This is a genomic window from Thermococcus sp. 21S9 (assembly GCF_012027635.1).
Classification (GTDB): Archaea; Methanobacteriota_B; Thermococci; order Thermococcales; family Thermococcaceae; genus Thermococcus.
In genome coordinates this window covers 1,204,543-1,219,174 of sequence record NZ_SNUS01000001.1, presented here as the reverse complement: position 1 = coordinate 1,219,174, position 14,632 = coordinate 1,204,543, and the positions used below count along the sequence as shown (strand labels likewise).

Below are 14,632 nucleotides of genomic sequence, written 5' to 3'. Positions count from 1 at the left end.
AAAAATGGACGCCCTTGAAAAGCTTAGGGAACTCCTCCCCGAGGAACAGTTCGAGAAGGTTAAGGCGATAGACAACCCCGAGCTTCACGCTTTTTTGGCGGAGTGGATTGAGTGGCTCGAGCCGAGCAAGGTTTTCGTTTGCACCGACAGCGAAGAGGACGAGCAGTACGTCCGCTGGAAGGCCCTCTACTACGGCGAGGAGAAGATGCTCGAAACGCCGAACCACACCGTCCACTACGACAACTACTACGACCAGGCCAGGGACAAGGCCAACACCAAGCTCCTCGTTCCAGGAGGAAAGGAGATTCCCTTCCTCAACACCAAGGACCGCGACGAGGGCCTGAAGGAGATAAGGAAGCTCATGAAGGGCGTCATGCGCGGAAAAGAGCTGTTCATCTGCTTCTTCGTTCTCGGTCCAAAGAACTCGATATTCACCATTCCGGCAGTTCAGCTCACCGACTCGGCCTACGTCGCCCACTCCGAGTTCATACTCTACAGGAAGGGCTACGAGGAGTTCAAGCGCCTTGGAAGGAACGCGAAGTTCTTCCGCTTCGTCCACTCGGCGGGAGAACTTGACGAGAGGAAGACGAGCAAGAATCTGGACAAGAGGAGGATTTACATCGATTTGATGGACGATACCGTTTACTCGGTCAACACCCAGTACGGAGGAAACACCATCGGCCTGAAGAAGCTCGCCTTCAGGCTCACCATTCAGAAAGCGGTTAAAGAGGGCTGGCTCAGCGAGCACATGTTCCTGATGCGCGTAAACGGCCCTAACGGCAGGAAGACCTACTTCACCGGTGCATATCCAAGCATGTGCGGTAAGACCTCAACTGCCATGATTCCCTGGGAGAACATCGTTGGAGACGACCTAACGTTCATCCTCCCGGTCAACGGTGTAGCGCGCGGTGCCAACGTCGAGAAAGGTGTCTTCGGCATAATCCAGGGCGTCAACCCGGAGGACGACCCGATAATCTGGAAGGTCCTCCACTCGCCGGTCGAGATAATCTTCTCGAACGTCCTCGTCAAGGACGGAAAGCCCTACTGGAACGAGATGGGCGTTGAGATTCCTGAAGAAGGCGAGAACCACAGCGGAAAGTGGTGGAAGGGCAAGAAGGACGCGGAAGGAAACGAGATACCGCCGAGCCACAAGAACGCGCGCTTCACAGTTTCGCTCGAGCACTTCCCGAACGTTGACCTCGAGGCGCTCCACCACCCATGTGGCGTCGAGGTCGGCGGAATGATTTTCGGTGGCAGAGATAAGGACACCTGGCCCCCGGTGAGGGAGGCCTTCGACTGGAAGCACGGAGTGGTAACGATGGGGGCATCACTTGAGAGCGAGACGACGGCGGCGACGCTCGGAAAAGAAGGTGTTAGAGCCTTTAACCCGATGGCCATACTCGACTTCATGAGCGTCCCGCTCGGCGAGTACATCGAGAACTACCTGAGGTTCGGCGAGAAGCTGAGGAAAACGCCGAAGATATTCGCCGTCAACTACTTCCTCCGCGACGAGAACGGCAACTGGCTCAACCACAAGCTCGACAAAGCCGTCTGGCTCAAGTGGATGGAGCTCCGCGTGCACGGGGACGTCGATGCAATCGAGACGCCGATAGGCTACATTCCAAAGTACGAGGACCTGGCAAGGCTCTTCAAGGAAGTCCTCAACAAGGACTACAGCAGGGAAGCCTACGAGAAGCAGTTCACGATAAGGGTTCCGGAACTTCTCGCGAAGATTGAGCGCATCGAGAAAATCTACCGCGAGAAGGTTAAGGAAGTCCCCGAGGAGCTCTTCCGGGTTCTTGAGGAGGAGAGGAAGAGACTCCTTGAGGTCAGAGAGAAGTACGGCGACTACATAAGTCCGTTCGCGCTTGAGGGCGCGTGACTTCTTTTTTCTCCTTTCGTTGAACCCGCTGAACGTCGAGCGACAGGGTTTTTAAGGTTGCGATGAGAAGTATCACCATCGGTGGTTTCTATGGCTAAAGTTGACGAGTGCACTTACGAGACGATTCGTGAGAGACTCCCGAGTCCGCTCAGGGGACTCGCTGATTTGGCCTACAATTACTGGTGGAGCTGGAACAGGAGGGCGACGAAGCTCTGGGAGAAGATAGACCCCGAGCACTGGGCCGAATACAAGAACCCGGTGAAGCTACTCCTTGACACTCCGGAGAGCAGGTTCCGCGAGCTCCTCCGCGATGACGATTTCATGAACCTCTACGAGCTCGTCATGGAGCAGTTCGAGGACTACATGAACCCGGACTCAACCTGGTTCTCGACCAACTACCCCAAGTGGGACAAGCCGATTGTGTATCTCTGCATGGAGTACGGCATAAGCAAGAGCCTGCCGATTTATTCGGGTGGGCTCGGTATCTTGGCTGGCGACCACGTCAAGACCGCGAGCGACCTTGGCTTGCCATTCATAGCCGTCGGCCTGCTCTACAAGCACGGCTATTTCAGGCAGGAGATAGACGAGAACGGCAACCAGATTGAGGTTTTCCCGGAGTACAGACCCGAGGAAATGCCGATAAAGCCCGTCCTCGACAGGAACGGTGAAAGGCTCCTGATAGAGGTGCCGATAGAGGACAGGACTGTCTACGCAAGGGCCTTCGAGGTTCAGGTCGGCAGGGTGAGAATTTACCTCCTCGACACGGACGTCCCCGAGAACAGCCCTGATGACAGGACAATTTGCGACTACCTCTACAACGCCGAGATGGACAAGAGGATAAAGCAGGAAATCCTCCTCGGCATCGGCGGAATGAGATTGCTAAGGGCTTTGGGAATAGAGCCAGGCGTCGTCCACCTCAACGAGGGGCACCCGGCCTTCGCGAACCTCCAGAGGATTGCGTGGCTCATGGAGGAGGGCCTCACGTTCACCGAGGCCCTGAGCATCGTAAGGGGAACAACGGTGTTCACGACCCACACGCCGGTTCCGGCTGGCCACGACAGGTTCCCGGTTGAGGAAGTTCGGAAAAGGCTCGCCAGGTTCCTTGAGGGAAGGGAGGAGCTCCTCGACCTCGGACGGGAGGGCGACCACCTCAACATGACCCTGCTCGCGATTAGGACGTCAAGCTACGTGAACGGCGTCAGCAAGTTGCACGCGGAAGTGAGCAGGAGGATGTGGCAGGGTCTCTGGCCCGGCGTTCCGCTCGACGAGATACCAATAGAGGCCATAACCAACGGCGTCCACACCATGACGTGGGTTCACAACGAGATGAGGAAGCTCTTCGACCGCTACATCGGCAAGGTCTGGCGCGAGCACACGAATCTTGAGGGAATCTGGTACGCCGTCGAGAGAATTCCCGATGAAGAGCTCTGGGAGGCCCACCTCGAGGCCAAGAGGCAGTTCATCGAGCTCCTCAGGCGGAAGGCCATAGAGCGGAACAAACGCTTAGGAATAGACGACCCGATTCCATCTATAGACGAGAACGCCTTTATAATCGGCTTCGCAAGGCGCTTCGCGACCTACAAGCGCGCGGTTCTTCTTCTGACTGACCTCGACAGGCTCAGAAAGCTCCTGAACGACCCGACGAGGCCAGTCTATATCGTCTTCGGCGGAAAGGCCCACCCCAACGACCCGGGAGGAAAGGAGTTCCTGAGGAGGATTTACGAGGTAAGCAGGATGCCCGAGTTCAGGGGCAAGATATTCGTCATGGAGAACTACGACATGGGGAGCGCGAGGCTCATGGTTGCAGGTGTCGACGTCTGGCTGAACACGCCGAGACGGCCCCTGGAAGCCAGCGGGACGAGCGGAATGAAGGCCGGGCTGAACGGGGTTTTGAACGCGAGCATCTTCGATGGCTGGTGGGTCGAGGGCTACAACGGAAAGAACGGTTGGGTGATAGGCGAGGAGAGCACAGAGCCCGAGAGCGAGGCCGACGACGTGAAGGACGTCCAGGCCCTCTACGACCTCCTTGAGAGGGAGATAATCCCAACCTACTACGGCAACAGGCCGAAGTGGATTTACATGATGAAGGAGAGCATAAAGAGCATCGCCCCGCGGTTCAGTACGCACAGAATGGTCAAGGAGTACATGGACAAGTTCTACTCCAAGGCCATGAGCAACCACATATGGCTCACGAGGGAAAACTACCGGGGCGCGAGGGAGATAGCCGGGTGGAAGGACCGCGTAACCGAGTCGTGGTCAAAGGTTGGCTTCCGTGAGGTGAGGGTTTTCGACGACCGCTCCGGCCTCGAGGTAACTGTGGACCTCGACGGACTGAACCCGGAGGACGTCCGCGTCGAGCTCTACTACGGGGTCAGGGCCGAGGGATACCACATAGAGAAGCCCCACATCGTTGAGCTCAGGCACCCAAAGGAGCTCGAGGGTGGAAAGTGGCTCTACACCTACCGCGGAAGCGCGCTGAGGCACCTCGGCGACCCCTGCTGGCACTACGCCCTGAGGGTTTACCCGCACCATGAGAAGCTTCCCCACAAGTTCCTGCTCGGTCTCGTTAAGTGGATTGGATTGGACTGAAGTGTTTAAACGCAGGTTGTAAATTCGAACAAAAATTTCAAATTTCTAAATTTTTAAGGACGTGTGCACGGTAAAACTTTTAATTTTCAAATGTTTACTCAAAAGGACAACTCTATAGGGTGGTTAGCATGGATGAAATAAGGAAATGGACCCTCTACCTGATGTTCCTGGTTGCCGGATTCGCCACGGGCATAGGAACGATTGGACTGTTCCCGCAGTTCTGGATGAAATACGGACTGACGGGACTGGCAGTGCACCTCGTTTTCCTGGCAGTGTTCACGTACGTGGCGATAATGGAGGCAGAGAAAGTCATCAAGTCGGGCTACTACTTCGTCGAGCTATACAACAAGGTCCTGCGAAAGCCTGCGATAATGCTATCGATACTCGTTATGGTGGTCATATTCCTGTCCTACTACACCGCCAACACGATGCTTGTTCTCTTGTCGCCCATCGTCGGAACTGGAACGACCGGAAGGCTGATAGCAAAGGTTCTAATGATAGCAATAGTGTTCATAGTCCTCACGAGGGCCAAGGAGAAGACCTTCACAATAATGGCCGGCGGTTCTATGGTTCTCGTTATTTCGGTCGTCGTAACGACTATAGCGTTCGTCTCAAAGATACCCCCAACCGCGGCTTTCCTCGGTATGGCAAAGCACATGATAGTAAGCAGACACCCGATAACTATAAACCTCGTAATGGCGGCAATCGAGAGGGCACTCTACGCGGTAGGTCTTGGATTTGCCTTCTACCTGATGCTCGGCAGTTTCATGAACGAGCGCTTCAACGCCAAGCTCATCATCAGCACTGGTATCATAATACAGACAATAATAGGAATTCTCGCCACGATAACCATGATTTACGCCATAGCTCCCTCAACCCCTGCCGACCTTCTCAAGTACGTGTACGGTGGAGAAGAGGGTGCCATCTACCTGATGGGACAGTTACCCACCATCCTTGCTGACTACAAAGGACTGCTGGCGCTGATAGCGCTGTCGATATTCTTTGCGGGCGTCACGAGCATACTCCCCGTCTCAGAGGTTGGTCTGCAGATAATAGAGTTCAACATGAGGGTGGGCAGGAACAGGGCCGCGGCATACCTGCTCGCGATGGCACTGTTCATAGGCATCCCCGATTCCGTGCCAAGCCTTGCCCAGGCCCTACTGCTTGGAGTCTCGACGGCAATATTCTTCACGGCACTCTTCGAGTACCTGCCAGTGATTTCCAGCGCCGTTGAGAGGGTAACGGGACTCTCACCTGAGCCGTCACACAAAATCGCAGGGGCAGTGCTCTTCCTGGCGCTCGTGCCGATGGGATTGTACTCACTTTACACCACCGTCAAAGACGGTGGCGTCAACTGGATTGGCGCACTGGTGGCAGTGATAATAGTGGCGTTTGGACTCTTCGGAAACGGAATATTTGAAAAGAAAGAGTGAATCACTTGTGGGCGAAAATCGCCCGAACCTTTCCATCTTTTACCTCGTCTATTCTCACGAAGCCAAAGCGCTCGAACTGAACCACGTCATCGACCTTAACGTCGGCGTCGCTTTCAAGGAGTCCTTCCCTGATGATTAGCTCTTCTCCTTCGGGAACCCAGACCTCGCAGGGCTTGCCCTCGGTTACCCAGTGAACCATTCTCCACCTGTTCTTTCTCGCTATCTCGTAGTCCACACTGTGGAACCTCGCCTTAATGCCCTCCTCGCTCACCTCAAGGATTTCGACGTTAAACAGGTCCTTAAGGCGAACGAAGTTGCCTGGCTTGAAGAGCTCCATGTCGTCCTTGGAAACGTAGACCGGCTTTCCGGGGACGAATTTGAGTCTCCTAACGCCCCTCTCCGGGTGGTCGGGATGGAGCGGAATCTCGGCCACGAACTCCTTGGCTCCCTCTATGTACATCGGAACCGGGTCGGCGACGAAGAAGTAGCGGTTCGCTATCGGCTCGATTATGCGCCTGTTTATCGCCGCGAGGTTGTCCCAGCTAACTGTGGTATCGCTCCTCTTCAGGCCGACTTCAATGATTAGCTCCCTTATCGCCTCGGGCCGTATTCCACGCCTCCTCAGGGCCCTAATAGTTCCGAGCCTCGGGTCGTCCCAGCCGAGGTATTTACCTTCCTCGATACCCTTCCTCGTCTTGGACTTGCTGAGGATAACACCCTCGATGCTCAGCCTGCCGTGGTGAACGGTAACAGGGTACTCCCAGCCGAGGTACTCGTAAACGTACCTCTGCCTCGTCTCGTTCTCGGCGTGCTCCTGCCCGCGGAAGATATGCGTAACGCCGAGCTCGTGGTCGTCTATAGCCGAGGCGAAGTTGTAGAGGGGCCAGACACGGTACTTGTTGCCGGTCCTCGGGTGGTTGGGGTTGTCTATTATTCTCAAAGCGGGCCAGTCCCTAACGGCGGGATTCGGGTGATTGAGGTCGGTCTTTATTCTGACGACAGCTTCGCCCTCCCTGTACTCGCCGTTCAGCATCTTCCTCCAGCGTTCGAGCTGAACCTCGACCGGCTCGTCCCTGTGGGGGCAGGCGATTCCCTTGTCTCTCAGTTCGCGGAACTTCTCCGGCGGGCAGGTGCAGACGTATGCCTTGCCCATCTTTATCAGCTTCTCGGCGTAGTCGTAGTATATCTCGAGCCTGTCGCTCGCTATGTGTATCTCGTCAATCTTGAAGCCGAGCCACTCCAAGTCTTCTTTAATCCACTCGTAGAAAATCGGCTCCGGCCTCTTGACCTTGGGGTCTGTGTCATCGAAGCGGAGTATGAACTTGCCGTCGTACATCCTCGCGTACTCGTGGCTCAGAATAGCTGCCCTCGCGTTTCCGAGATGGAAGGCACCGTCGGGGTTGGGTGCGAAGCGGGTAACGACCTTCCCCTTCTCCGCCTTGGGAAGCGGGGGAAGACCCTTTTTCTCCTCCTTCTTGGTCTTCTTCTCCTCGAAAAACTCGGGGTAAATCTCCCTCAGCTTCGCTTCCTGCTCCTCAAGGGAGAGGGCGTTTACCTTCTCGACTATCTCGTTCACGAGAGGGATTATCTCCTTCGCCCTCGGCCTCAGCTCGGGGTTCTCGCCGAGAACCTTTCCGATTACTGCCTTGGGGTTAGCCTTTCCCTTGTGGGTGTAGGCGTTGATGAGCGCGTACTTCCAGATTAGCTCCTCCACCATCTTTAACCACCTGTGGGGGAATGGGGAAAGCGGTTATAAAGGTTAGTCCAAAAATACAAAAGAGAGATAAACCTAAACGTTAAAATTTAATTTACGAGTATCACGGTGGGGGTAAGAATGGAGCTACTAAGCACTGGAATCAGGAAACTTGACCGTGCAATCGGGGGAGGCCTGATTCCAAACGGGAACCTCCTTATAATCCACAACACTTACTCGACGGGCTGGACCATAGCCTTCGAGATTATGAGAAACCGGCTGGAGATGGGGGACTTCGGCGTCGTCACGAACACGGTTCTGCCACTTTCTACGCTGGAAATCGAGCTCGTTCCGTCAGGGGTCAACCTGAGGTCCCTTGGTGAGAGTGGAAACCTCGCGGTCATAGATGTTTTTGGCTCACTCCACGGGATAAAGTACGGGGAGGACTTCGTTTATTCCGCCGAGAACATATCGGCAGACACTTTCGTCCCGAAGTACTCAATGCTCTTCAAAAAAATTGAAGAGGAAACGATGGGAAATCGGCGGGTTGTCCGCGTGGATTTCACCCTTGACGGTTTTGCCTTCTTCCTCGGGGAGAGAAACACGCTGAGGATATTCCAGAGGTTTATGGCCCTAAGCGAAGTGGACGGAAGGGAATCGATAAACCTGTGGGTTCTCAACAGGGACAGAACCTCTGAAAAGTTCTTGTCGTGGTTCTCACTTTACGCCCACTACGTCGTTGAAGTCGTTTCCAGGGAGGGCATGGGAGAGAGACTGTACGTGAGAAAAAGTCCCCTGGTGTACACTCCAAAGGAGAAGGGAATGTCCATAGAAAGGGGAAGAAAAGGAGTAATCCTCCGCTAATCACTCGGCGAAGGTTATTATCTTGAGCTGAACGGGCCTTCTCACGACGTTGTACTTCCTCGCGCCGATTAGGTAGCGAACGCCGGTTTCGCTGACGGTGTCGATGAGCCTCTGGGTGATGACGCCGTTGAAGACGACCGCGTAAACGTCCTTGCGCTCCTTGAGCTGGTTGGTGAGCTCCCTAACCGGTATTTCGGCTATGACGTTCTTGTTCTCGTCGAGGAGGAGTGCTATTCCGTCCTTCTTAACGCGCTCGATGAACTCGCCGAACTCCTCAAGCTCGGGAACGCGGGCCTTCTCGATGGGCTTGACTATCTTCTCCTCCTTGGGCTCAGGCCTCTCGACTTTCTCAACCTTCTCCGGCTTTTTCTCCTCGACCTTGGCGGGGACTACCCTCGGCTCCCTTGGCTCGACCTTCCTGGGCTCGGGCTTCTCCTGCCTCTCCCTTATTAGCTCGTAGAAGCTCTTGCCCTTGTTGAACATCTCGTTGATGACCTGCTCGGCCGGAACCTTGCTCCTGAGGGACTTCACTATCTCCTTCTTGGTGAGTTCCTCGACTTCCTTGCCCTCCGGGGCGCGGGCTACGTAGTCCACATCGGCAACCTGGAGGAGCTCCTTGAGGATGAGCTCTCCACCGCGGTCGCCGTCGGTGAAGGCGGTAACTATTCTCTCCTTGCTGAGCTTGATTATGGTTTCAGGAATCGAGGTTCCCTCTACCGCTATCGCGTTCTTTATGCCGTGCTTGAGCAGGTTGAGGACGTCGGCCCTTCCTTCAACGACGATGATTGAGTCGGAGAACGGAACGTGAGGCCCTGCTGGAAGCTTCTCCGGCCCGTACTCGATGAGCTCCTTAGCCCTGACCGCCTTCTTTACCTCCTCGGTGAGCTCCTGGGTCTCGGGAATCTCCTGCTCCATAAGGGTTTCGAGTATCTCCTTGGCCCTCTCGATGATGTACTTCCTCTTGGTTGCCCTGACGTCCTCTATGCGGAGGACCCTTATCTTGGCCTCGGCCGGACCAACGCGGTCGATGGTTTCAAGTGCCGCGGCGAGGATAGCCGTCTCGACCCTGTCAAGGCTCGACGGAACGGTTATGGTTCCGTAGGTCTTGCCGGCCTTGTTGTGAACCTCGACGCGAATCCTGCCAATCCTTCCGGTCTTCTGGAGCTCCCTCAGGTCGAGGTCGTCTCCGAGAAGACCTTCAGTCTGTCCGAAAATAGCACCAACAACGTCGGGCCTTTCAACGATGCCGTTAGCCTCAAACTCGGCGTAGATGACGTATTTGGTCGTTCCGAACTCGTCCTTTCCTGACATGAAACCACCCTCTTTAGCCTTTTTTCGTTTTTCAGCCAAAACCTGCTGGAGTATCGTCTTCTTTCTCTTCATCGAATCCCCTCCAGCCGGGGGTCAGAAACGGAGATTACCTTCAAATAGAGGCCGTAGAGGTCTTCAATGCCCTTGATGTCCTTTTTGACCAGCTTCTTGAGCTCCTTCCGGGTTTCTGCGTCCACCCTGCAGGGGTAGCCGGCCAGGTAGCGAAGGAGCTTTTTGGCCAGCTCCTCCCCCTTTCTGTCAAAGTCCGTGAGTATCTTGACTTCGCCGTAGGATGAGGCGATGAGCGCGACCTCTGGTAGAGGCAGGCGGGAGAGCCTGATTATCTCCGCTCTGACCCCCAGATTCCTCAGAGCCACCTCGTCTCGCATGCCCTCAACGATGAGGGCGCCTTCAAACTCTCGCAGTTCGTCTATAAGCTCCAGGAATCTTTTATAGTTTTCGGCGTACATAACGCCCTCGCTCTCCAATACTCCGTGAAGTTAAAAGCTTTTGGGTCAGGGACTCAGCAAGAACCAGAGGTGGTAGTTGCTTTTCCTGCCGAGTAAAATCGCAATCACCGGACCGATTACGAGCAACGAAATCAGCGCGTCGCTTCCAATCTTGGAGTCCCTGAATACAGTTACGCCGAGGACGATTGCCAGTACAAAGCCCGCCAAGAACCCGATGAGACCGTACAGGAGTGGACCACCCAGTGCTGGTTTGATGGAAATCACGTAAAGAAACCCCGCCATTAACAGGATTATTCCGGACAACGTGAGGTCACCGGTAATTGCATAGATGAAGATGGCAGACACCACAACGGCCAAGGCAGGACCCACGTTTCTCATGCCCATCATACAGAGAATCGGCGTTAGGTTACAAAACCCTTTCGTCAGCAGACCGGGTTTATACTACCATAATAGCTCATCGGCTCTTCGTAGAACTCCTCGATGAGCCTCTGTAATTTTCTTGAGAGCTCTATCTGGACGCCCCACGAGCCCTCGATTTTACCCCTTGCCGCCATCCTGCCGAGGAACTTCTTCATCTCCTCGCTCAGCGGACTCGGTTTGCACCGCGCCCAAGGGGTTCCGGGAAGGGGCATGAAGTAGTGTGCCCTAACCTTTCCGCCCTTCCTCATAATCCACTTCATCAGCTCGATGCTCCTCCTCTGGCTCTCCTCGCTCTCGTTGGGCAGGCCAACGATGAAGTCAACCACAGGCTCAAAGCCGTACTCGAGCATGTACTCAACGGCTCGCTGAACGTGTTCGACTCTGTGGAGTCTGTGCATGGCCTTTAGCATCGCATCGTCTCCACTCTGGGCCCCAATGGCAAGCCTCCTGTTGTCGGCGTAGTCAATGAGCAACTCGAGCGTCTCAGGAAGGACAAACTCCGGCCGAACCTCGCTCGGAAACGTCCCGTAGAATAGCCTCCTGCCCTCTTTCCTGAGGGGCTGGAGGGCCTTGAGAAGGGCCTCAAGCTTGTTGAGTTTCAGTATCGCACCCGGACTTCCGTAGGCAAAGGCGTTCGGTGTTATGTAGCGCATGTCTTTCATTCTCCTCGAGTACTTCACAATCTGGTCTATGGGCCTGTGCCTCATGCGGAAGCCCTTGATGTAGGGGGTTTGACAGTAGTAACACCGGAAGGGACAGCCCCTGCTTATCTCTATCGGAGAAATCAGACGAACGCTCTCTGGATACGGCGGAAAGCGCCAGAAGTCCTCGACCTTCGCGAAGCCGGTAAAGGTGAACTCGCCGTTTAGATAGAAGGCGAGACCCCTTACCTTGGCGAGTTCGGGGGTTATTCTGTAGTTTGTTCTTTTCAGGGTCGTTAGAAGCTGGTATATCACTTCCTCGCCCTCCCCGATGACTGCGATGTCAAAGCCGAGGACGTTGAGCGTGTGTTTGGGCATCGCTATCGCATGATAGCCTCCCGCCACGAGAAGCGCGCCGTTCTCCTTCAAAATCCGGACTTCTCTCGGAAGGTTGCCCCAGATTTCCTCCGTGAAGAAGGAGTAGAGAACAACCTTTGGCCGGGCTTTGAGAATCTCGTTGAAGTCCTTCGTTATGAGAAGCTCGCCCAAATCGAAGCCCTGACTCTCAAGGGCTCCAAGGAGGTGGACGAAGGCGTTGTGGTTGCGCCTGGTCATTCGAACGGCTATTTCAGGCATGGTTGAAAGCGCGAGAAGAGGCTTAAAACGCTAACGGTCAGAAAGGGATGGAAAAGCCAAAAAGGCCATCAGGCCTTGATGGCGAGCTTGATGTCCTCGGCCTTGACGGTCTTCCTGCCGGCGTGCCTGGCGAACTCGTTGGCCTTCTTGGCGAGCTCGATGGCGTACTCCTCGAGGTACTCGGCGAGAACCTTGGCGGCCTCCTCGCTGACCCTCTCAGCACCGGCCTTCCTAATAAGCCTGTCAATCGGGGCAATTGGAAGCTCGGCCATTCACAACACCTCCGTAAAAGCTTTTTCGGTATTTTTTAAGCAATTCGAGGTATATAAAGCTTTCGGTAAAAACGGCCTCTGGGGCCCCTAAATCGGGTGTACACCTAAGTATCGATGTCGTTTTGTCACGGGGAAACTCTACCGGGTGCTGAGCACCATAGGATTTACGACAATTGTTAAAAGGGAATAAAAAGACACCACCCAGATACGGCCCCTAAATCCAGATGATAGCCCGGAAATTATACCTTTCGACACTTCCAGACAAATGGATTCAATTCATCCAAGTTTCTTGGTCCTGCGCTTTGAGAGGGCAATTCCGGCACTTCCCTGATACCTTCCACGATATGGATTCCTCGCAGGCCCTTCAAGGCGAACGAAGGCTATCTGAACAAACCGCTCTCCGTATGATAGCTCAACAGGCTCGTCTGAGGCGTTGTAGATGCCAAGGGTCAGCTTTCCGTCCCAGCCCGGGTCAACCCAAGCAAAGGAGCCTATCAACCCTTCCCTCGCGAGACTGCTCCTGAGTTTCATGTCCCCCATGACGTCATCAGGAAGCTTGATTCTCTCAAGAGTCAAAACGAGAGCGTATGTTTTAGGGGGGATTACGAAGGTTCCGAGCTCTTTAACGTTCAGGATTTCACCGTTGAGGTAAGCCTCATCACCAACACGGAGGTCGTAGCCAGCAGGTTGCAGGGATTCCTCAGAGAATGGCTCGATTAAAATCTCCTTTCTTATCTTCCAATCGGGGAGCATCATACCAACCACCGCTGGGGATTTAAGGCGGTGGTATAAAAATAATCCGGCCGATGATGAGCGGTTGGCCCGGCACCGAGGGGTGCGGAGGGCCACCACTCCTGAGGCCAGCAAGCTTTGCTTGCGCAAAGCTTGACCAAAATGGTTTAACTGTCCAAAAGGGCAAAAAGAAAAGTCGCATGCATTATTAAACAGTCAATAGATTTGGGGTTAAACTTACAATATCCCCTGGAGAAGGTATTCAACTTAAAAGGGCGCCCAAAGGGCGCTAATGGAGTAAAACACGCTTAAAACAGGAGAGTTTTGAAGCAAACCCCTAAAGAATGAACTCTTTTAAAAAGCATGCTAACTTTGATGAAACTTTTCCCCAGAAAAGTTTCTCCGCCAGCGCTGAAGCTTTTGAAAAAAGCTTCACCAAAAGCTCGTGATTCCTCGTTAAAGCCCCCTCTGTAAGGGGATTTCAAAATCAAGCCCTCCATTGAAAAGTTTGAATTCATTGGATTAAGGTCTTCCACGCGGGTTCTACTAAAACCGCGCTCCAAAGGAGCGCAAAAAGGCTTAAACCCCTTTAAAAGGTGCTTTTAAATGAATTCACTCTCAAAAAAGAGCAACTCAAAAAGAAATCCACTTAAAAACTGTTCCTCAAAAGGGAATCACAAACTTTTGATGAAACTTTTGCCAAGCAAAAGTTTCGATGGCGGGCCGGGCGGGATTCGAACCCGCGACCTTCGGCTCCGAAGGCCGACGCTCTATCCAGGCTAAGCCACCGGCCCACCCGTGATGGTTCCGATGGGTTAAACATAAACCTTGCGGTTCGCGAAAACCTTTTAGGTTACCTCGGCCAATGTTAATCCGGGGAAAAGGATGAGAAGAAGCACAAAAGTGCTCCTCGTAAGTGGGGTCGCCATCGCGGGCTTTTTCGCACTGGCACCGGCACTCCCACTGTATCATGAGTTAGTGGAAAGATACGGTGCCAAAGCGATAGATACCCTGACGGCGATTTTGGGGCTCGTTGGCCTTATCACCCTAATCGTTGGGGTGGCGCTCCGGAAGTTCGAGAGCCTTCCGAGAAACGTTGCCCTGTACGAGACCCTGGAATTCCTGATGCTTGGAACCTTCGGTATAGCCTGGATAAACGCACTCAACGGCCTCAGGGACATCGTCGAAAAGGTCACCGTTTCCATCGTCTTCTTTGTAGCTTACGTGGTCCTCATGGAACTGCTGAGGAGAAAGCTCAACCCCGAGCGGTACAGGAGGACGTGGAAACTGGTTGTTGTCTTCAAAAAGCGTTGAGAAAAGTTTTGAAAAAGCCCGCCCGAAGGCGGACAAAAGGGAAGAGGAATTCAGCCGAAGAGGGCGCCGAGGCCGGCGAGGGCGTCCTCCTCGCTGACCTCCTCCTCTTCCTCCTCTTCCTCTTCCTGGGCCTGCTCGGCACCGCCCTCAGCGGGAGCCGGAGCGGCGGCAACCGCGACCGGAGCGGCGACCGGCATGGCGGCCTTCTCGATGACCTCGTCGATGTTGACGCCCTCGAGAGCGGCGACGAGGGCCTTTATCCTGGCCTCATCCGGAGTAACTCCGGCGGCCTCGAGCACCTTCTTGAGGTTCTCCTCGTTTATCTCCTTACCAGCGGCGTGGAGCAGCAGAGCGGCATACACGTACTCCATTTTT

The 14,632-nt window shown here is 54.4% G+C and carries 13 protein-coding genes and 1 tRNA gene; 5 read left to right on the top strand and 9 right to left on the bottom strand.

Going from position 1 to position 14,632, the window contains the following annotated elements:
- The first annotated feature begins 4 nt into the window (after positions 1 to 4).
- From E3E28_RS06930 to E3E28_RS06920, 3 genes are all read left to right on the top strand, one after another.
- Positions 5 to 1,882, top strand: coding sequence for a phosphoenolpyruvate carboxykinase (GTP) (locus E3E28_RS06930; protein WP_167915288.1), 1,878 nt, complete (start codon positions 5 to 7; stop codon positions 1,880 to 1,882).
- A gap of 90 nt (positions 1,883 to 1,972) precedes the next feature.
- Positions 1,973 to 4,471 carry a maltodextrin phosphorylase gene (malP, locus tag E3E28_RS06925; protein WP_167915287.1) on the top strand — a complete coding sequence of 833 codons (2,499 nt, stop codon included), beginning with the start codon at positions 1,973 to 1,975 and terminating at the stop codon, positions 4,469 to 4,471.
- Positions 4,472 to 4,599: 128 nt separating this feature from the next.
- The gene (locus E3E28_RS06920; protein WP_167914530.1) at positions 4,600 to 5,904 is read left to right on the top strand and encodes a sodium-dependent transporter; all 1,305 of its coding nucleotides are present in this window, start codon (positions 4,600 to 4,602) and stop codon (positions 5,902 to 5,904) included.
- Position 5,905: 1 nt separating this feature from the next.
- On the opposite strand, the gene E3E28_RS06915 is transcribed toward E3E28_RS06920, so the two are convergent.
- Positions 5,906 to 7,621, bottom strand: coding sequence for a glutamate--tRNA ligase (locus E3E28_RS06915; protein ID WP_167914529.1), 1,716 nt, complete (start codon positions 7,619 to 7,621; stop codon positions 5,906 to 5,908).
- A 117-nt stretch (positions 7,622 to 7,738) separates the two neighbouring features.
- Here E3E28_RS06915 and E3E28_RS06910 point away from each other — a divergent pair, with 117 nt between their 5' ends.
- Complete coding sequence (locus tag E3E28_RS06910) at positions 7,739 to 8,461, top strand: hypothetical protein (protein ID WP_167914528.1); 723 nt, start codon at positions 7,739 to 7,741, stop codon at positions 8,459 to 8,461.
- Here the strand turns inward: E3E28_RS06910 and dnaG are convergent, their stop codons facing one another.
- The 7 genes from dnaG to E3E28_RS06875 all read right to left on the bottom strand — a co-directional run bounded on the left by dnaG (position 8,462) and on the right by E3E28_RS06875 (position 13,737).
- On the bottom strand, positions 8,462 to 9,844 hold the full coding sequence (gene dnaG / locus E3E28_RS06905; protein WP_167914527.1) for a DNA primase DnaG: 1,383 nt from the start codon (positions 9,842 to 9,844) through the stop codon (positions 8,462 to 8,464).
- Positions 9,841 to 10,242: a toprim domain-containing protein gene (locus tag E3E28_RS06900; protein ID WP_099210109.1), complete on the bottom strand. Its 402-nt coding sequence runs from the start codon at positions 10,240 to 10,242 to the stop codon at positions 9,841 to 9,843. The genes dnaG and E3E28_RS06900 overlap by 4 nt, the downstream gene beginning before the upstream one ends.
- A 45-nt stretch (positions 10,243 to 10,287) precedes the next feature.
- Positions 10,288 to 10,626 (bottom strand): hypothetical protein, encoded by a 339-nt coding sequence (locus E3E28_RS06895; RefSeq protein WP_167914526.1) that lies wholly within the window; start codon positions 10,624 to 10,626, stop codon positions 10,288 to 10,290.
- A 38-nt stretch (positions 10,627 to 10,664) separates the two neighbouring features.
- Complete coding sequence (locus E3E28_RS06890) at positions 10,665 to 11,939, bottom strand: TIGR04013 family B12-binding domain/radical SAM domain-containing protein (RefSeq protein ID WP_167914525.1); 1,275 nt, start codon at positions 11,937 to 11,939, stop codon at positions 10,665 to 10,667.
- A gap of 68 nt (positions 11,940 to 12,007) precedes the next feature.
- Positions 12,008 to 12,211: an archaeal histone HpkA gene (gene hpkA, locus E3E28_RS06885; RefSeq protein ID WP_042688694.1), complete on the bottom strand. Its 204-nt coding sequence runs from the start codon at positions 12,209 to 12,211 to the stop codon at positions 12,008 to 12,010.
- Between the two features lie 276 nt (positions 12,212 to 12,487).
- A complete protein-coding gene (dcd, locus tag E3E28_RS06880) occupies positions 12,488 to 12,967 on the bottom strand; it encodes a dCTP deaminase (protein ID WP_167914524.1) in 480 nt (159 codons plus the stop codon).
- Positions 12,968 to 13,659: 692 nt separating this feature from the next.
- A tRNA-Arg gene (locus E3E28_RS06875) sits at positions 13,660 to 13,737 on the bottom strand.
- A gap of 91 nt (positions 13,738 to 13,828) precedes the next feature.
- Between E3E28_RS06875 and E3E28_RS06870 the strand changes: the two genes are divergently transcribed.
- Positions 13,829 to 14,257: a hypothetical protein gene (locus tag E3E28_RS06870; protein WP_167914523.1), complete on the top strand. Its 429-nt coding sequence runs from the start codon at positions 13,829 to 13,831 to the stop codon at positions 14,255 to 14,257.
- A 50-nt stretch (positions 14,258 to 14,307) separates the two neighbouring features.
- Here the strand turns inward: E3E28_RS06870 and rpl12p are convergent, their stop codons facing one another.
- Positions 14,308 to 14,628 carry a 50S ribosomal protein P1 gene (gene rpl12p / locus E3E28_RS06865; RefSeq protein WP_167914522.1) on the bottom strand — a complete coding sequence of 107 codons (321 nt, stop codon included), beginning with the start codon at positions 14,626 to 14,628 and terminating at the stop codon, positions 14,308 to 14,310.
- Positions 14,629 to 14,632 lie beyond the last annotated feature (4 nt).